The sequence below is a fragment of the Fodinibius saliphilus genome, from assembly GCF_005869845.1.
GTDB lineage: Bacteria > Bacteroidota > Rhodothermia > Balneolales > Balneolaceae > Fodinibius > Fodinibius saliphilus.
Genome location: NZ_VAWF01000001.1, coordinates 1,299,726 through 1,316,844, shown reverse-complemented (window position 1 = coordinate 1,316,844; position 17,119 = coordinate 1,299,726). Strand labels below are relative to the sequence as shown.

Here is a 17,119-nt window from a genome sequence, read left to right as displayed (position 1 = left end):
GGAATAGATTAATAATTAATTATATAAGATTTAATTACATAGTACCGATTGTAATTTATCGGTTGATATGTTTGCGCCACAAATGACTATTACAGTTGTTTGATTAGTAAATTGCTTAGGATGTTTAAGCAAGCTTGCAATTGCAACGCCGGCCGATCCTTCCACTAATTTACTGTGTTGTTCGATCATAGAACGAATAGCCCCGGCGATTTCGTCTTCAGAAATGAAGATAAATTCGTCAACTAATTTTTTACACAGGTCAAAGGTTATGGAGTCGGGTTCAAAACCCCCTGCCGAACCGTCAGAAAGCGTTGGTTTTGACTCAAACTCTTTATATACACCGGCTCGTACGCTAATACCCATTTCAGGCGAATTTTCTGGTTGGCAGCCAATAATGTTTGTCGTTGAAGCTTCTGCATTTATATAAGTTCCAATACCTGAAATTAGTCCACCTCCACCAACCGTGGCTAGAATATTATCTGGTTTTTCAGAGAGTTGGTTTAACATTTCTACTCCGATAGTACCTTGCCCAGCTACGATTTGCGGATCGTTATAAGGAGAAACATAAACCCATCCCTGATCGTCTGCTGTTTGGCGGGCATACTTTTCTGTGGTATAGGGATCATCACCGTGAAATTCAATATCTGTATCATAGCCTCTGATAGCTTCAACTTTAGAGGACACAGCATTGTGGGGAAGAAAAATCTTTCCTTTAATATCCAGAAGAGAACATGCCCGGGCGAATCCAAGTCCGTGATTCCCTGTGGAAGCTGTAACGGGCATTTTTTTTATGTTATTCTCCTGCATCCACTTCAATTTATTGAGGCTCCCTCGTGCTTTAAATGATCCGGTTAGTTGCTCACTTTCCATTTTAAGGTACACATCACCATCACATACATTGCTAAGCCAATTCGAATAAAGTAGCGGAGTTTTTAAAATTTCATCACGAATACGTCGGTGGGCCTGTTCAATTTCGTTGCTTAAATCCATCAGTCAAAAATAAGAGATAAATTGATAGTTGTGTGATAAAATAATACGAAGGATTTTTCGCAATAAAAATGTCCCCAGATCATGAAAACATGAGGCCGTTTTATGCTATGTATGCTTAGAAGGCGTAAATGTCCAATCAAGTCACTACCGTAATTTCATCCATAACCATCTAAAACCCACATGTTATAAATGCGGAATAGTTTGGGTGAGGTTTCTCTATAGGCAAGAAAATAGGAGAGAGCATGTGGACCGATTTCGTTAACTTCATAACCCGGACTAACTACGGAATAGCTGAGGGAGCCCCGCCAATGGTTACCAGCAAGCTTACCAAAAGAAAGCTCGCCTGCATAACCCGATAGAGTGGTTTTATTGGAATCCACTGAAAAGGGTAGCTGCTTTAGAATCCTTAGCAGTGTCATAAGCAGGAATTCCTACATATAAAGTATTATTGGAATAAACTATACGAACTTCGGTTTTTCTGTAGCCGGTTGCCCATCATCAGGTATGCGTTGCGTAAATTTGCTGGTTACTTGGGCAGTAGTCCAGACCTGTTCAATTAGCTTTCCATCCAGTTTTATTTCATATTCGGCTGGTAGCTTTATGGGTTTTAGCGATGGATCATGGGGCTATCATCTTGCTTTCTCTTTTCTGTTACTGTGGTTTCCTGACCATAGGCTAAAATAGAAATGCAGAACAGAAAAAAAGTACAGCTGTTAAATTTTTATGCAGGAGGTGTGTCATTATATTTTCATCGGTTAGAATGCTTCTTTTTAGTAGACATGGAGCTGCTTATTAGGTTGCATTTTTATTTTTTTCGGATATAAATATTGCCCCGCATACTTTTGAAATGATATTCGGGTCCGCCGCCGTTGATGTCTCCATAGATCCAGTTATTGACAGAAACTTTATAGACACCGTCATCAGCAGAAGATTTGACCTTCTTTTGCTTGTTTCGGTTAATATCAATTTCAAAGTCAGTAAATACTTCCCCCCATTCCGATTTCATTTTAGCTGTTATTTTTGCTTTTGCCGGAAGAGTTATATCGATATCTCCATTTAGATTACTGAAAGCCATAGGGCTATTGGGAGAAACGTTTTGGAAAATGGCTTTGATATCTCCATTTACTGTATTTACAAGCGCTGCCCCGCCAACATTTGTCAAGCTTACTTCTCCATTAACATTACTGATGTCCATTTCTCCCTGAACATTTTCAACATGAATTCCTCCACCATTCACAGTTGAGAGGTTGAGTGAGAAGTTGCGAGGTACGGTGACCTCAAAATCGATGGATTGCATGGGAGAAGCCCCGCTAATTTCCACCTTATTATTTTCTTCGCTGACTTCAAAGCCTGAGGAGTTAGTTGAAATTTTGCGCAGACCATTCTTAGTAACTTCATGTTCTTTCTTGCGATCTCCTTGGTATCTTACCAATACTTCTTCACCATCATAGCCAGTTACGGTAATAGAACCTCGTACAATGCCGATATCAAGTATCCCCGCTTCTCCGGGTTTAGAAAGGGGCACAGCTATCTGTTCTTGGGCCATAATTTGCATTGGAAACAGGCTAGCAAAGAGAAGAAGTGTTATATATTTAAGTGCTCTCATAACTATTTGTTTTTAGATTGTTATAATTATTAGTGTTCAAATGTTGTCCCAAATGGTTTTTAGATAGTCTGTGGTTAATCGCCGTGTTATTTTTTTCGAATGTAGACATCGCCATTTAAAACGTTAAAGCTAAGTTCAGTACCACCTTCTCCGATTCGGAAAGGGCTCTGTTTACTCAAGTAATACTTGCCTTTGGAGCCGTGCGAGTTTGTTTGTATATCTGTGTGGGACTTCAGACGCTTCACATCCTTGAAGTCGGTATATAGGTCGCCGTGTAAACTTTTAAAATAGATATCAGCAGAGAGGTCCTCGGGTAGAGTGATGTCGATTGTTCCGTTTACAGTTTTAAAGGAAGAGTTATTCTTGGGCGCTTTATCATATGAAAGTGTAATATCACCGTTTACGGTATGGGCTTTTGTTTTTGATACCAGGTGTGAAAGCTTGAGTGCCCCATTTACATTACGAGCCTCTACCGTTTTAAAATGACCATCAATTTTTATATCTCCTTTGTTGATAGTAGAGGTTTTAAGGTGTACATCCTGCGGCACTTTAACCTCTACATTGTGAACAAATTTATAATCATCATTCTTACGATTGACCGAGTAATATACTTCTCCATCTTCAAATCGAACTTTGATAAAGGGGGCGTCCAGATAGGCCAGAACCACGTTTCCACGTTGTTCAAATTTATATTTTAATTCGTTTTTAGCTTGTTTAATATTCTTACTACTGCCATAAAGTTCTTCATTGATGGTAAAGGAAATTCTTTTTCCGTTGTATGATTCAACCGTTACAGAACCATTTAGATTCATGATTTTAAGCATGTTGTCTGTATCTGATATATCGGAAAATGTTATCTCCTTTTTTATAGTATCTCTTTCACCTTGGCCCAAGGCCGTGAAGGGTTTGTTTAGTACCAGTAGTGTAGCAAGCACGGCGATGGTGATGGTTGGACGAAATATAAAGCTAGGGTATTTCATAATGATTGTGGGTTTTTGTCTAAGGCAGCAATAGTATTTTCAAGTTTATCACGTACTGCACCATTTAATCCGTTTTGTTGCAGTAGCTTCTGAAGTTCATCAACAGAGCGGGGTTCTTGCATTGCCAGCATTGCATCGGCCAAGGCTACTTGAACCTGCGGCGATTGTTGTTTAGAAATTGACTGTACAAGACCTTGCCGAACATCTGGGTTGCTGGCATGTCGAACCAAAGCTTCGACTGTAGCTAGCCGAACATTTACATTGGGATCATTATTTAAGGTTTTAAGTAGTGCCGAAATCATTCGACTATCGGCTGATTGTATATTGGTGCTTATATTTACAGCTTTTAGGCGTTCCGAAGAGGACTGGTTATCCAGCAGACTCATCATCATAACTTGGCGCATCTTTGATACTTCCTCAGATAGTTGATTCATCTGCTGGCGGTAATCCTGGAAAGGGGTAAGAAGATTGCCGGCAAAAATACCAACCAAGAAGATCACTGATGCAACGGCTATGCGTCGAATTCCTATTGGGCGAAATAGTGCTTTAAGGCGGTTCAATAATATTGTTAATCGCTGGGGAGCCTGTTGTTTTTTCTCCTCTTCGAGCATAGTATAAAAGGTGTTATGCATCTTCTCCGTGGGTTCCGAAGCAGGTAGTTTGTCCATCTTCTGGTAAGTAGCCTCCATCTGCTTGATCTCAAGGATATCTATTTTGCCTTGATCAATAAGGTTGTTTAGCCGGGCTCGTTGCTCTGTGGTGATGGAATCATCGATATAGGCAATAACCAGATCGATATGTTTTTCGTTAATCATAATCGTTACGGTTGAATTCTTTTATATGTACTTCGATTTCTTGTAGCGCACGGAATATTCGAACCTTAACAGCACTTTCCGAGCACTCCATGATGTTAGCAATTTCTTTGTATTTAAAGCCTTCAAACCGGCTCAGGATGAGTGTTTCTTTTTTGATGTCATCCAGTTTGTTGATGGCTTGTTGCAAAAGTTTGAGTTCATTTTTTCTCCGGTACTTTTCTTTGTAAGCAAAGGTGTCGTCTTCCAGTTGCTCCCAGTTGATAAACTCTTCAGGGGTACCACTGTATTGATTCTTGCGATAGTGATCGGCCTGTAGGTTTCGAGCAATTTGGAATATCCACGTAGAAAAAGAACCATCGTTGGTATACGTATTTCGATATTTTAATATGCGTTCGAAGACACCTTGCACTAGATCTTCACTGAGATCGCTGCGATCTGTCAGCCGGTAAAAAAAGTGATAAAGACGCTTGTTGTAGCGTTCAAAGAGTAACCCCAATTTATCAAGGTCGCCTTCCTTCACTTTTAACATCAATTCATTGTCGGAGATTGAATTCAACACCAGTGTGGTTAGGTTTTTCTTTTGCTTTATCCACTATAGTACACTGATGAAATTAAGAAAGGTTACAAATGAATTAGGATTAGAAGAATTGGGGGATGCCGGACTGAAAAATAAGATCTTACACTTCTTTGGCTGACACTAAACAAGATTATTGCACAAGCACGCTTACGCGATAATGATACCGCGAGCCCTCATGATTTTCCGCTGGTGGGCTTAAGGCTATGCTTTAAGGACAAACTCTTTTTAACAAATGGTGTTAGATAGAATTAGAATTGTACTAAAAACCTCCTCTTTAGAGGGGCGGTGGTCCGTCCAAAAACTCGGGAAGAGTAAGCAAATTGTAATGAAACATGTACTCTTCCTATCACTTAAAGTGGCATATATATTTATTACGATTAATTCCTGATTTTCAAGTAGGCAGGCCTTCCATCTCCATGATTTTGAGGGCGTTGGTAGTAGGGCAGGGACCTGGCTTGAGTTTATATTCAAAGCTCATTTTTCCATCCTCTATCGTTTCTTCAAAATGCCAGTTTGTTAATTCAGGTATGGTTTTTTCGAGCTGAGCCAGCTCCAAATCGTGGGTAGAAACAAGCCCAACTCCATTTTTACCGGCTACATTTTGCAAAAAGGCTTCACTGCCACGCAGCCGTTCCCTGTTATTGGTGCCCCGGTATATTTCATCAACCATAAAAAAGACAGGAGTATGATGATCATCTCTGAGCAACTCAAGAAGTCCGCGAAGTCGTTTTACTTCGGCATAAAAGTGAGAAAGACCGTCGTCAAGAGAATCACTGACATTGATACTGCTATATATGCGAAATGGAATAGTAGAAAGGCTAGAGGCATTGACCGGCGCACCGGCAAAACAGATAGCGAGGTTGACCCCCATAGTACGTAAGAAGGTGCTCTTTCCAGCCATATTAGAGCCGGTAATAAGTAAAAGATCTCCTTTCTCCTTTATAGTAATATCATTGGTCACTTTTTGATCCTCGGGGAGTAGTGGATGACCAAGATCAGTAGCCTTAAAAGGGGTATCCGTTTGAGTATTGGGAGAAGAAAAAATGTAATGGGGATGTAACCAAGAGAAATTAGCCATTCCCGAAAATGCTTCAAGCTTATAAAAATGATCTATCCATTCCGAAAGGTGGGGGGCTAATTCTTTTTTATATGAGCTCAGCTTCTGAGAAAAATAGAGGTCCCAGGGCATTAAAAAGTTTAGCAGTATCCAGACTATTTCACTTTGTTGAGAGGAAGCGGCCCCGGCAATACGAATAATACGTTTAACATATTTCGATGGGGAATATTTGCTATCCCAAAAGGGGCGACAATATTCTTTTAGCTTAGAACTCGATTCATAATTGTACGTTTCTAGAAAATGTAGTATAGCATTAAATCGGCTGAGCAGCTTCTCAATTTGGTATGATTCTGTATAGAGTCCAGCTATTTTCTCACTGTTAAAATTGTATATGACTAAATAAAGGATAAAGGAAAAAATCACATAGGGATTTATTACCCCCGCAAGATATAACCCGCCAAGAACGATGTTGAGGACGGCTAACCCACCCAAAACAAGAAGGGGAACGGTGTAGTTAACCTCATCTGATTTTTCGAGATATTCCAAGAGTTCTTCCAGTGACCAGTCATTATCGGTTTCTTGCTTTTTATTGAGTTCAGCTAGTAGATGAAGTTGATCTCGGAATTTGGGTTTGTTAGCAAGCTCTTGAACTATTTGCTGTCTTGCATTGACTTCTTCAGGAAAAGGTTCTCGAGTTAACAAAAAATTTGTGAGTTGGTCTGTACTTCCCTGGTAGTTTGAGGTATCAATGAGTTGTAGTAATGAATGTTGTCCAATAAGATCCAGGTCGGTGGCAAAAGGATGGTCTTCATAGCTTTTAGATGGTGACTTTTGAGGGATATTTGTCCAATCTAAAGAGAGTCGGGCCAAATGAGTTGATCGTATTTGCTGCCAAACAGATAGTTTTTTCTTAATTCTGTCAACCTGTTTGTGTACCCTTACTAGCTTCCAGAATCCACCAAAGAATGCAAGAAGACTAGCCCAGAACAACCACTCGGGCCCCATTTGTCCAATTAGGTAAACAAGGGCTAATCCGCCAATGAAACAAATAAGCCGCCCCATAGATAACCGACTACTTAATTGGTCAAGATCCTGAATTTTCGATTGCAAGCGACGGAGTTGGTTTTGTAATGCTTGCCGTAGTGATTGTTGGGTATGGTTGTGCATAAAGGTCAGTTATTGAAAAAAGTATCAGCCGAAGGATAGTAAAAATGCAGGTGAAAACAACATTTGAACTACATTTATGATCGATATTATAGTAAATGTAAATATGATTTTGTTAAAGTTCTGTTGGGGGATTATCAGCTTTTTTGTATTTTAAAAAAGACAAAAAGGTCTTTATATCTTATATAAAATGCTTTTACGGTAAACCAAAAAACAATAAATGCTATGACTACGATAAATAAAATAATAAATATCGCCTTGGTGTTAACTATTTCAGGGGTGCTAATTTCTTGTGGTAACACTGATAAGAATTCAAGTTCTTCATCAAAAACAACAAACATATCTGCTTCTAATACAGGACAGGCCGGGGTAGTAGATGATGAATCAAAAGCTAATATTTTGAAAATTGCTAAAAATTCTCCAGATCATACAACTTTAGCTAAAGCAGTAGAAGCTGCCGAAATTCAAAATGTCTTGGTTAATGCAGGGCCATTAACTGTTTTCGCTCCTACAAATGAAGCTTTTGAAGCTCTGCCAGAAGGTACGGTAGAGAATTTGTTGAAACCGGAAAACAAATCTAAACTGGCTAAGATACTCACTTCTCATGCTTCTCCCGCTTCTTTGAGCAAAGAGCAGCTTGCAGATGGTATGAATGTATATCTTGCGACAGGGCAGTATGTTAAGTCCGAGGAGAAAGATGGTGAAGTTTATGTAAACGGTGCAAAAATTTTAGGCACAGTTGATGCGTCTAACGGTGTTGTTCATGTGGTAGATAAAGTTTTCCTTGTTGAAAACTAGAAAATTGAATCTCTTTATGGATAAAGGCCTATCTGTTTTTAGGGAAGCAGGGAGGCCTTTTTTAATTAGCAGGCTGCTTTCTTTTTAGTGATGCAATAGTCGCCCCCCACCCGCTACGGTCGTTGGCTAATGAATAAGTTTGGACATTGGGATTGCGGTCGAGAAGCGCATGTACCGAGCGACGAAGATTTCCTGTGCCTTTTCCATGTATAATTCTAATTTCATAGATCTCTTTTTTTAGGCATTCGGAAATAAAGTTGGGTATTAAAGATCCCAATTCATCAGGGCGAAAGGTATGTAGATCCAGTGTTCCGTCAATAGGCAGCTCTTTTGGATCCATAAGTGATTTGTTTTGAAATTAAGCTCTTTCTGCTAGTTCAAACCAACGTTCAGTGCAATCTTCAATTTCCGATTCCAGTTCGGCATAACGATTAGATTTTTCGCGCAGTTCATCATGGGCTAACTCTCCACTGCTAATCTGTTTTTCTAACGCTTCTTTCTTCGATTCCAGTTCAGCAATTTTGTCTTCGAGCTTATTATATTCCCGACGCTCATTATAGCTTAACCTTTCATCGTACGAAGAACTGTTCTGGCCGTTTTGGGAGGAGGAACTGCTATCTTTTTTCTTTTGAGCTCGTTTTTTCGTTTGTCGTTTCTTACGAAGTTTGCGGTATTCCTCATAGGTACCGTGATGACTCTCAATCTTACCTTCACCTTCAAATACGAAGTAGTGTTCTACCAGCTTGTCCATGAAAAACCGGTCATGAGAAACCAGGATAAGGCAGCCTTGGAAATCCAATAAAAACTCTTCGAGCTTGTTAAGGGTAAGTAGATCAAGATCATTGGTAGGCTCATCAAGGATGAGAAAGTTCGGATTTTCAAGCAGAACCATCATGAGACTCAGGCGTCGTTTTTCACCGCCACTGAGCTTTTCTACCGGAGTATATTGCATCTCTGAAGTGAACATGAAATGCTTAAGAAATTGAGAGGCAGAAATCTTTTTTCCATTGGCAAGCTCTATAACTTTGGCAGCATTTTCGATGACATCAATAACGCGCTGGTTTTCATCAAAGTCGTGTCCCTTTTGTCGATAGTGACCAAAGACAATTGTTTTTCCAACGCGTCTCTTTCCGGAATCGATCGGTTCTTCGCCCGTTAGTATTTTGAGAAACGTACTTTTACCAACGCCATTTTCTCCGATAATGCCGATGCGTTCCCCTTTTTCAAAATCGTAATAAAAGCTATCGAGGATTTTTTCCTCTCCATAGCTTTTCGATACGTTTATTAATTCCAGTATTTTTCCGCCCATTCTACTCATATCCATCTGCAGGCGTAGCTCGGGACCATCAGGTCCGGTATCCAGCTCATTTTCTAGTTCTTTGAAATCATCAATCCGAGATTTGGACTTGCTGGTACGTGCTTTGGGGGACCTTCGCATCCATTGCAGCTCTTTTTTGTAGAGCTGATTTGCCTTGTGGGTTCTTTTTCTTTCCACTTCACGCCGTTCGGCCCGTTTTTGTAAGAAATATTGATAATTGCCTTTGTGGTGATAGAGATTTCCACCTTCAAGTTCGATAATATGATCACAGACACGATCCAGAAAATAACGATCGTGTGTTACCATCAGGAGGGTTAAATTGCTTTGTTTGAGATACTCTTCAAGCCACTCAATCATTTCAACATCCAAGTGATTGGTAGGCTCATCGAGTATAAGCATATCAGGGTCATCTAGCAGTACAAAGGCCAGTGCTACCCGCTTGCGCTGTCCTCCCGACAGGGTAGCGATAGATTGATCAAGATCATGAATACTTAGTTTGCCAAGGATCTGTTCCATACGCTGTTCATAATCCCAGGCATTGGCGGCATCCATTTTAGCAGCAGCTTCTTCAAATGCTTGTTGTGTTTCTTCATTATAATCTTCGGCTTGTGCCTGTACCGCCTGTTCATAGTTTTGGATGAGTTGCACCATCTTATTGTTACTACGGGCAATATAAGAGCGTATGGTCAGGTCTTCATTGAGCTTTGGATCTTGTTCTAAAAAACCAATGCTTACATCATTTTGTATCATTACTTTGCCTTCATCCGGGGTTTCATTACCGGCTAATATTTGAAGCAAAGTGGTTTTCCCTGTACCATTCTCAGCAATTAATGCTGTTTTATCACCTTTGGAAATCCCAAAAGAGAGTCCCTCAAAAAGTGTTTTATGGCCGTAGTTTTTAGAAAGATTTTCAGTAGAAAGGTATGTCATAAATTGTTTATAGTGATCGGTAAACCGTGATCAATTAATTGCATTGATCCAAATAGGATACTTAAAATAAGGAACCAACGGACAATTTAGAAACGCAGAAGGAATGGTATTTGGCTTGATAAAGCCCTAAATTTTATGGCTTTTTGCAGAACCATATAAAGAGACAGCAGTCATGAATTTTTCCACGGTCCCAAAAATTGAGCTTCACTTACACTTAGACTGTTCATTGAGTTTTAAAGTTGTAAAAAAGTTAAGGCCTGATATTACGAAAGCTGAGTACAGAGAGTTTTTTATTGCTCCAGCAAAGTGTAGAGACTTAGCCGATTATATAAAACGGTCTCAACCTGCGATTGAGTTAATGCAAACAAAAAAAGCTCTTAAATTGGTTACCAAAGACCTTTTTGAACAGCTGCAGGCTGATAATGTATTATATGCAGAGCTCCGATATGCGCCATTAGAGCATACACAAAAAGGGTTAACAGCTGAAGAAGTAGTTCAGGTAGTGAATGATACGGTTGAGGACCAGATCAAAGAAACCGGAATTGAAGCAGGTATTATATTGTGTACACTACGACATTATTCAAAAGAGCAAAGCATGGAAACAGTGAAATTAGTAGAAGAGTTTTCGGGTAGCCGTATTGTGGGCTTTGATATTGCTGCTGATGAGGCTGGATATCCCGTTGATAACCATGTTGCGGCATTTGAGTATGCCAATGAAAAAGATATTAATTGTACTGCCCATGCCGGAGAGGCTTGTGGACCTGAAAGTGTGTGGGAAACCCTTAAAAAGTTTGGACCCTCGCGAATAGGTCATGGGGTACGTAGTTATGATGATCCAGAACTGGTAGAATATTTACAAGAGCATAATATCCATCTCGAAGTTTGTCCTACCAGTAATGTGCAGACGGATGTGTTTGAGACTATTTCAGATCACTCCATTGATAGTCTGTTTGATTCAGGAATTTCTCTGAGCATAAACACGGATACGCGGACGATTTCAAATGTAACTTTAGAAGAGGAATATGAGACCGTAACCTCGGTATTTGACTGGGGTAAACAAAAGCTGTTACAGAGTAATTTGGATGCTATAGAGCATGCTTTTACAGATGATATGACCAAAGATAAGCTGCGAAATAAGATTACGGAAGCATATCAATAATATATTTTTTTATCAGCTTTAACCGGTGATATTGGCAATACCATCGTAAACAAATTGTATGGCGAGGGCTGCAAGAATAACACCCAAAAATCGCCGTAGAATCTCATCCCCGGTTTTCCCTATTATTTTCTTCAGATAATTTGATATGAGCATCAAAACCAGCGTTAGTGTAAATATAGACAGTATTGCTGCAGTTACTGCGATATCAGCACTGGCTTCACCAGATTTAGAAAAGAGAAGAATGGAGAGTGTTAACGAGCCCGGACCTGCTAAGAGGGGAATAGACATAGGAAAAACAGAGATGTCTTTTTTCTTTTCTGTTGTACTATATTCTATCTCTTCGGTAACCATATTGAATGCCGTATAGAAAAGAAGCAAACCGCCCGATATTCTCAAAGCATGAATACTTATACCTAGCTGTTCGAGCAAAGGTTCACCATAATTACCAAAGACAATTAGTAGTACCGCGGATATAATAATTGCTTTGAATGCCATGATGCGTCGATGACGCTTTTCTCCCGGTGGTACTAGTGAGTGGAAAATGAGTGCTGCACCTATGGGATCAATGATTACAAAAAGTCCCGTCAAAGCATTTAAATATGCGGGAATATCCATGTTCGCCTACGAAGTTTATTTTTCTTATAAGAACCCCTAGGATAGGCATTAATTATGCACAGGGCAATCAAAGTTTAGTTTTTGCAATGGATAGAGAGTTAGGTATCAGCTGTTCCAATAAAAAATCCCCTCACCATTTTATATAAAGCAAGGGAGGGGATAATAATATTAAAACCTAGAGTTGCCTACGTTACTTTTTTACTACCTTTCCATCAACAATAACGGATTTGATATGAGTTGTATATTCTAGTGGGTCACCATCAAAAAGTACGAGGTCGGCATCTTTGCCTGTTGCCAGAGATCCTACCTTGTCAGAGATACCGAGAAGTTGAGCAGGTTGTTTAGTTAAAGCTTTAAGAGCTTCTTCACGATCCAGACCATATGCAGTGGCAACAGCTGCTTCATAAAGTATGATCCTCGTTTTAGGAACATAGCTCTCAAAACCACTTTGAAAGGCGAAAGGAATCTCTGCTTCGGCCAGTTTTGAAGCAGTAGTAAAGCTGGCATTTTGGGCATCCCCATACGTTCTGGTCATGGTAGGATGGATAAAAACCGGTATTCCGGCATCCTTGATCTCATCAACTACCAAGTAAGCTTCTGAAGCTCCGTCTAGTATCATATTAAAACCAAACTCTTCTTTAAGTCGAAGGGCTGTCATGATATCATTCGCACGATGGGCCGTGATCATAGCGGTCAGTTCCCCACTTAATACATCGGCCAGGGCTTCCATTTTAAGATCGGTGCTGTGGTTTTCATCAGAGTTTCGTTTATCAAGATATTCTTGGGCATCAATAAACTGTTGGCGAAGCATTGCAACACCCTTTGCACGAGTGCCGGGTTTATCAAAATAACGTTCTACTGTTGAGCCGAGGGTAAAGGAGACAGTAGTTTTTGAGTCTAAAACTGCTTTTTTGACAGTATTATATGCTGTTTTAGCGATCATCGTTTGTCCGCTGGCTAATGCCCCGGGACCATGACCGGTATGAACTGTGGTTACCCCTTTGTCGAGTACAAATTTCACGAGTTCTTCTCGGGCATTGTAAGCATCAAAGGCACGTAAATGGGGTTGTATCGCAGACGATGTTTCCAGCTGGTCTTGATCGCTGTCTTGGTTAAATATTCCAGCTAAACCAACCACCGTGTGGGCATCAATGAAGCCCGGTGTTACCACAGAGGTCTTATGCATCTGGTAATCAGAAGGAACTTGAACATCAGTTGCCGGGCCGATCGCTTCAATTTTTTCTCCTTTTACTAAGACGATGCCATCAATAATTTTATCGCCGTCCATAGTGTAAATAGTATCCGCCTGTACGGCTACTTGCGAATAACTGCTCATAGAAATACCAAGAAGCAGCGTAAAAAGAAATAGTGTAATTCGGTTCTTCATAGTTGGATGATTTTTTGTCTTAATTTCTTTGAACTAACCTTTTTTAGTATAAAGTCAGCAGTAAAGAGCATTACTTGCGTCCGTGGTTGTGATTTTGGGTCGTCCGTTCAAAGACGTTATAGCCGCCGGTAGCGTACTTTCGATCTTTAGGATTTGAGATATCGAACCTTTTCTTTCCCTCAACCCACGTTTGTTGCACACGGGTGTACACGCTCAATGGATCACCGGAAAGAATGATAAAATCAGCATCCTTACCTTTTTCAAGGGTTCCTACACGGTTTTGGGCATCCAGCATCTTCGCATTTTCAATAGTAAGTGCTTTGAGTGCTCCTTTACGACTCATGCCGGCTCGTACACCGAAGGCACCTGAACGTAGAAATAAGCGAGTGTCGGTAATAGAAGCATCGGTATGATATCCTACAGTAACGCCTGCGTCTTCCAAGACTGCCCCATTTTTATATTTAATATCTACCGCCTCCATTTTACCTCCGGGAGAATCCAGTACAATAATTGAAGCAGGGATATCAGCTTCAGCAATTTCATCAGCTACTTTCCAAGCTTCGCTTACATGGTGTAGAACTAGTCGGTAATCGAACTCTTCAGCGAGGCGAATAGCTGTTAAAATATCATCATGGCGATGCGTATGATGATGAACAATGCGTTTTCCATTTAATACATCTACCAGTGTTTCCATACCGATATCACGGGTCGGCATTTTTTCCGGGTCGCCATCGGCTTTCTCTACTTTACCTTTATAGTTTTGGGCTTTAATAAAGAGTTCGCGAACCATTGAGGCCGATTTTGCTCGTGTACCGGGAAAGGGCCCCTTACCAATAGGATTCGTACCATTTGCCATTTTTAGACCGCCTGCCACTTCTTCTTGAGGGTCTTCAACAAGCAGCATATCCTCAATTTTATTAGCTTTTCGTAGCTTTAGATAAACAGTTTGGCCACTCATTAAATGACCAGAGCCCGGCATTACATTAACGGTAGTAATGCCACCGGCCAGTGCTTTTTTAAAGGTGTCGCTGCGGGGGTCAATACTATCCATTATACGTGTATCCGGATGGAGGGCCGAAGATTGATCACCACCATCACCTCCGCCAACATGAGAGTGAGAATCTACCAGTCCGGGCATTATTACTTTACCCGAAACATCATAAGTTTTAGCATCAGATGGAATGTCAACTTTCCCCTGAGTACCTACAGCAATAATTTCACCATTCTGGATTACTAATACCCCATTATCAATAGGATCGCCACTGATTGGAATTATTTTACCGCCTGTAAATACTTTTGGTTGTTGTGCTAACAGAAGAGTGGGGATGCAAAAGATCAGCAGTATACTAAGCTGAATAAAACGTTTCATAGATTGTCCCTGTATTTTGTTAATAATATCTTTCATATAAACTGAATATGATTATGTTAAGAACATTAACGGTTGGCAAATTTAACTGGTTCCCATTTTCAATCTTTTACAATACGAACAATTTTTCAACGGCATTTTTAAATTAGCTTTTAATTAGACTGATATGAGTTATCAATTTCCTCCTACGAAAATAAATGCTGATGGGAAGCAGCGAAAGGTTGGTCTTGAACTTGAGTTTGCTGGCATAGAACCTCAAAAAGCTGCTGAAATTATAACTTCACTCTATGGAGGTACTATAGAAAAGGAACATCGGTATCATTACAGGATACATGATACCTCTTTGGGAGATTTTCGGGTAGAGCTTGATGCCCGTATCCTACAAAAGATGGCCGAACATAATATTTTTGACAAGTTGGGCATTAAATTGGAGGAGGATTCTTTGCGCCAGTCTATTGAGGATGTAATTGATAAAATGGCACGATCAGTTGTGCCTATGGAGATTGTAATGCCTCCCTTAGCAATTAATGAACTTCATGAGCTTGAAAAAATACGAAAAGGGCTTCAAGAAGCGAAAGCCAAGGGTACCTATGCTTCTTTCGTAAATGCGTTTGGAATGCATATTAACATAGAGTCCCCGGATCTGAACGTATCAACGCTGGTCGACTACCTGCGTTCTTTTATGATTTTATACCCGTGGTTGTTAGAAGTATTGAATATTGATATGTCACGACGTATTTCTCCTTTTGTTGATCCGTTTCCCGATAAGTTTGTTCGAAAAGTATTAAACCCGGACTATAGTCCCACTCAACGGGAGATGGTGAACGATTATATCGATAAGAATCCGACAAGAAATCGCCCGGTTGATATGATGCCAATTTTTGAATTGTTAGAACCGGAGCTGGTTAATCCCGTAATGGAGGGAGAAAAAAATGATCCACGGCCTACTTTTCACTATCGTTTGCCAAACAGCCGTATTGATAATCCGGCTTGGCGATTTGAGACAGAATGGGAGTATTGGCTACAGGTAGAATTGTTAGCAGAAAACAAAGAAATGTTAAACAAGTTAAGTCGGTTATATATTTTTCGTAAGAAAGAAACGGTTATCTCTTTCAAAAAGGAATGGGTAAGCACCGTAAACATACTATTAGACCTTGATGAATAGTAAGCGACCTAATATTGGTGTAACAGGGCCGGACAAAGGAGGAAGGGCCGCTTGGTGGTTTACGTGGTTTGCTATACTTATTCAGGGGGGGCGAGCAATTCATATATGTCCTAAAGAGGGCATACCGGATGCAGATATTCATGGATTAGTAATTGGAGGGGGAGCTGATGTTAATCCTAAAAGGTATGGCAAATCCCAGCTAGGGGAACTATTTTCGGAAGATCAGAAAGTATCCGGCATCCGGCAACTGTTGATTCGTATTGCAACTATCTTATTTTTTCCCTTTATCTTTTTTCTGCGCAAGCTGTTTTCAACTACATCGGTGGGTATTGATAATGATCGCGACGAGATGGAGCTAGACCTGTTAGGCAGGGCAGTGGAAAAGGGAATTCCCATTTTAGGTATATGTCGTGGAGCCCAATTAATGAATATCTATTTCGGGGGGACCCTGCATCAGGATATTGAAAACTACTATACAGAAGTTCCTCGGCCGCATAGTGTTTGGCCCAAAAAGAAAGTAAAAATTGACGAGCAGAGTAAACTGTTTGATGTGTTAGGTTTTGGGACGGTATGGGTTAATGCCATGCATCGGCAAGCTGTGGATGAAGTGGGAGATTATATGACGATAGTAGCTCGGGAAGAAACTGGAGTCGTTCAGGCGATTGAACACCAGTACCATAACTTTATGTTGGGGGTACAATGGCATCCCGAATACATGCCCCAGGTACCATCGCAGCGACAAATTTTTAAACGAATGTTAGAAGAAGCTCATGGGTTTGTGAAAAACCAAAAATAGGGCAAAAGAAAAAGGGATTTGTAAGCACAAATCCCTTTTCTGATAAATAACATACTGAAAAGATTAAGTGTCTACTTTATAGTCTACAAAGTGACGATCTTCTATTACCGAGTTAATAAATTTAACTGCTTTTTTATGATGATCATTACGAGTATACATCGTATAGTCGAGTTCGGTTTCAAAATCAGAAATTAGTACGACATCGTGCGGAGATCCCGCCTCTTCATCGTCTTCACTGATGTTAATACCGACTTCTACATTTTTTATTTCATCGATATTGGTTTTGAGCCCTTCAAGAATAAGCTTCATTTTTTCAGCATTTTTTTCTTTTGTGGCTCCTTCTGCTTCATCTTTTAATTTCCACATTACTATATGACGAATCATAAATATTTCTCC

At 40.2% G+C, this 17,119-nt stretch carries 17 protein-coding genes; 4 read left to right on the top strand and 13 right to left on the bottom strand.

Translation table 11 applies throughout. The annotated features are described in order from the left end of the window. Window positions 1–30 precede the first annotated feature (30 nt). The 7 genes from FCN14_RS05530 to FCN14_RS05500 all read right to left on the bottom strand — a co-directional run bounded on the left by FCN14_RS05530 (window position 31) and on the right by FCN14_RS05500 (window position 7,192). Window positions 31–990, bottom strand: a complete 960-nt coding sequence (locus FCN14_RS05530; RefSeq protein ID WP_138430117.1) for a threonine/serine dehydratase — start codon at window positions 988–990, stop codon at window positions 31–33. Between the two features lie 155 nt (window positions 991–1,145). Continuing rightward, complete coding sequence (locus FCN14_RS05525; RefSeq protein WP_138430115.1) at window positions 1,146–1,370, bottom strand: hypothetical protein; 225 nt, start codon at window positions 1,368–1,370, stop codon at window positions 1,146–1,148. Between the two features lie 425 nt (window positions 1,371–1,795). Further along, window positions 1,796–2,596 carry a DUF4097 family beta strand repeat-containing protein gene (locus tag FCN14_RS05520; protein ID WP_138430114.1) on the bottom strand — a complete coding sequence of 267 codons (801 nt, stop codon included), beginning with the start codon at window positions 2,594–2,596 and terminating at the stop codon, window positions 1,796–1,798. Between the two features lie 86 nt (window positions 2,597–2,682). Further along, complete coding sequence (locus tag FCN14_RS05515) at window positions 2,683–3,576, bottom strand: DUF4097 family beta strand repeat-containing protein (protein ID WP_138430112.1); 894 nt, start codon at window positions 3,574–3,576, stop codon at window positions 2,683–2,685. After that, window positions 3,573–4,391: a HEAT repeat domain-containing protein gene (locus tag FCN14_RS05510; protein WP_138430111.1), complete on the bottom strand. Its 819-nt coding sequence runs from the start codon at window positions 4,389–4,391 to the stop codon at window positions 3,573–3,575. Before FCN14_RS05510 ends, FCN14_RS05515 begins: the two co-directional genes overlap by 4 nt. After that, complete coding sequence (locus FCN14_RS05505) at window positions 4,384–4,950, bottom strand: RNA polymerase sigma factor (protein WP_246043104.1); 567 nt, start codon at window positions 4,948–4,950, stop codon at window positions 4,384–4,386. The genes FCN14_RS05510 and FCN14_RS05505 overlap by 8 nt, the downstream gene beginning before the upstream one ends. A gap of 409 nt (window positions 4,951–5,359) precedes the next feature. Next, window positions 5,360–7,192, bottom strand: a complete 1,833-nt coding sequence (locus tag FCN14_RS05500) for a MutS-related protein (RefSeq protein ID WP_138430107.1) — start codon at window positions 7,190–7,192, stop codon at window positions 5,360–5,362. A gap of 222 nt (window positions 7,193–7,414) precedes the next feature. Here FCN14_RS05500 and FCN14_RS05495 point away from each other — a divergent pair, with 222 nt between their 5' ends. Continuing rightward, window positions 7,415–7,987, top strand: a complete 573-nt coding sequence (locus FCN14_RS05495; protein ID WP_138430105.1) for a fasciclin domain-containing protein — start codon at window positions 7,415–7,417, stop codon at window positions 7,985–7,987. Between the two features lie 61 nt (window positions 7,988–8,048). Here the strand turns inward: FCN14_RS05495 and FCN14_RS05490 are convergent, their stop codons facing one another. Continuing rightward, window positions 8,049–8,327, bottom strand: a complete 279-nt coding sequence (locus FCN14_RS05490) for a Smr/MutS family protein (protein WP_138430103.1) — start codon at window positions 8,325–8,327, stop codon at window positions 8,049–8,051. Between the two features lie 18 nt (window positions 8,328–8,345). After that, window positions 8,346–10,235 carry an ABC-F family ATP-binding cassette domain-containing protein gene (locus FCN14_RS05485; protein ID WP_138430101.1) on the bottom strand — a complete coding sequence of 630 codons (1,890 nt, stop codon included), beginning with the start codon at window positions 10,233–10,235 and terminating at the stop codon, window positions 8,346–8,348. A gap of 172 nt (window positions 10,236–10,407) precedes the next feature. Here FCN14_RS05485 and add point away from each other — a divergent pair, with 172 nt between their 5' ends. Continuing rightward, a complete protein-coding gene (gene add, locus FCN14_RS05480) occupies window positions 10,408–11,394 on the top strand; it encodes an adenosine deaminase (RefSeq protein WP_138430099.1) in 987 nt (328 codons plus the stop codon). Window positions 11,395–11,412: 18 nt separating this feature from the next. Here the strand turns inward: add and FCN14_RS05475 are convergent, their stop codons facing one another. The 3 genes from FCN14_RS05475 to FCN14_RS05465 all read right to left on the bottom strand — a co-directional run bounded on the left by FCN14_RS05475 (window position 11,413) and on the right by FCN14_RS05465 (window position 14,801). Then, window positions 11,413–12,009: a MarC family protein gene (locus tag FCN14_RS05475; protein ID WP_138430098.1), complete on the bottom strand. Its 597-nt coding sequence runs from the start codon at window positions 12,007–12,009 to the stop codon at window positions 11,413–11,415. Between the two features lie 190 nt (window positions 12,010–12,199). Beyond that, on the bottom strand, window positions 12,200–13,396 hold the full coding sequence (locus FCN14_RS05470; protein ID WP_138430096.1) for an amidohydrolase family protein: 1,197 nt from the start codon (window positions 13,394–13,396) through the stop codon (window positions 12,200–12,202). Window positions 13,397–13,466: 70 nt separating this feature from the next. Beyond that, on the bottom strand, window positions 13,467–14,801 hold the full coding sequence (locus FCN14_RS05465; protein ID WP_246043103.1) for an amidohydrolase family protein: 1,335 nt from the start codon (window positions 14,799–14,801) through the stop codon (window positions 13,467–13,469). Window positions 14,802–14,928: 127 nt separating this feature from the next. Between FCN14_RS05465 and FCN14_RS05460 the strand changes: the two genes are divergently transcribed. Both FCN14_RS05460 and FCN14_RS05455 read left to right on the top strand, forming a co-directional pair. Then, window positions 14,929–15,927, top strand: coding sequence for an amidoligase family protein (locus tag FCN14_RS05460; RefSeq protein ID WP_138430095.1), 999 nt, complete (start codon window positions 14,929–14,931; stop codon window positions 15,925–15,927). After that, window positions 15,920–16,723: a gamma-glutamyl-gamma-aminobutyrate hydrolase family protein gene (locus FCN14_RS05455; RefSeq protein WP_138430094.1), complete on the top strand. Its 804-nt coding sequence runs from the start codon at window positions 15,920–15,922 to the stop codon at window positions 16,721–16,723. Before FCN14_RS05460 ends, FCN14_RS05455 begins: the two co-directional genes overlap by 8 nt. A gap of 63 nt (window positions 16,724–16,786) precedes the next feature. Here FCN14_RS05455 and FCN14_RS05450 read toward each other — a convergent pair whose 3' ends face one another. Then, entirely contained in the window at window positions 16,787–17,107 is a 321-nt protein-coding gene (locus tag FCN14_RS05450) for a Dabb family protein (RefSeq protein WP_138430092.1), read from the bottom strand. Window positions 17,108–17,119 lie beyond the last annotated feature (12 nt).

Excerpts from the sequence above, each read along its gene's own strand:
- FCN14_RS05530 (WP_138430117.1), bottom strand. The coding sequence starts at position 990 with ATGGATTTAAGCAACGAAATTGAACAGGCCCACCGACGTATTCGTGAT.
- FCN14_RS05475 (WP_138430098.1), bottom strand. The coding sequence starts at position 12,009 with ATGGATATTCCCGCATATTTAAATGCTTTGACGGGACTTTTTGTAATC.
- FCN14_RS05450 (WP_138430092.1), bottom strand. The coding sequence starts at position 17,107 with ATGATTCGTCATATAGTAATGTGGAAATTAAAAGATGAAGCAGAAGGA.
- FCN14_RS05465 (WP_246043103.1), bottom strand. The coding sequence starts at position 14,801 with ATGAAAGATATTATTAACAAAATACAGGGACAATCTATGAAACGTTTT.
- FCN14_RS05460 (WP_138430095.1), top strand. The coding sequence starts at position 14,929 with ATGAGTTATCAATTTCCTCCTACGAAAATAAATGCTGATGGGAAGCAG.
- FCN14_RS05485 (WP_138430101.1), bottom strand. The coding sequence starts at position 10,235 with ATGACATACCTTTCTACTGAAAATCTTTCTAAAAACTACGGCCATAAA.
- FCN14_RS05455 (WP_138430094.1), top strand. The coding sequence starts at position 15,920 with ATGAATAGTAAGCGACCTAATATTGGTGTAACAGGGCCGGACAAAGGA.
- FCN14_RS05490 (WP_138430103.1), bottom strand. The coding sequence starts at position 8,327 with ATGGATCCAAAAGAGCTGCCTATTGACGGAACACTGGATCTACATACC.
- FCN14_RS05495 (WP_138430105.1), top strand. The coding sequence starts at position 7,415 with ATGACTACGATAAATAAAATAATAAATATCGCCTTGGTGTTAACTATT.
- FCN14_RS05470 (WP_138430096.1), bottom strand. The coding sequence starts at position 13,396 with ATGAAGAACCGAATTACACTATTTCTTTTTACGCTGCTTCTTGGTATT.
- add (WP_138430099.1), top strand. The coding sequence starts at position 10,408 with ATGAATTTTTCCACGGTCCCAAAAATTGAGCTTCACTTACACTTAGAC.
- FCN14_RS05510 (WP_138430111.1), bottom strand. The coding sequence starts at position 4,391 with ATGATTAACGAAAAACATATCGATCTGGTTATTGCCTATATCGATGAT.
- FCN14_RS05500 (WP_138430107.1), bottom strand. The coding sequence starts at position 7,192 with ATGCACAACCATACCCAACAATCACTACGGCAAGCATTACAAAACCAA.
- FCN14_RS05520 (WP_138430114.1), bottom strand. The coding sequence starts at position 2,596 with ATGAGAGCACTTAAATATATAACACTTCTTCTCTTTGCTAGCCTGTTT.
- FCN14_RS05515 (WP_138430112.1), bottom strand. The coding sequence starts at position 3,576 with ATGAAATACCCTAGCTTTATATTTCGTCCAACCATCACCATCGCCGTG.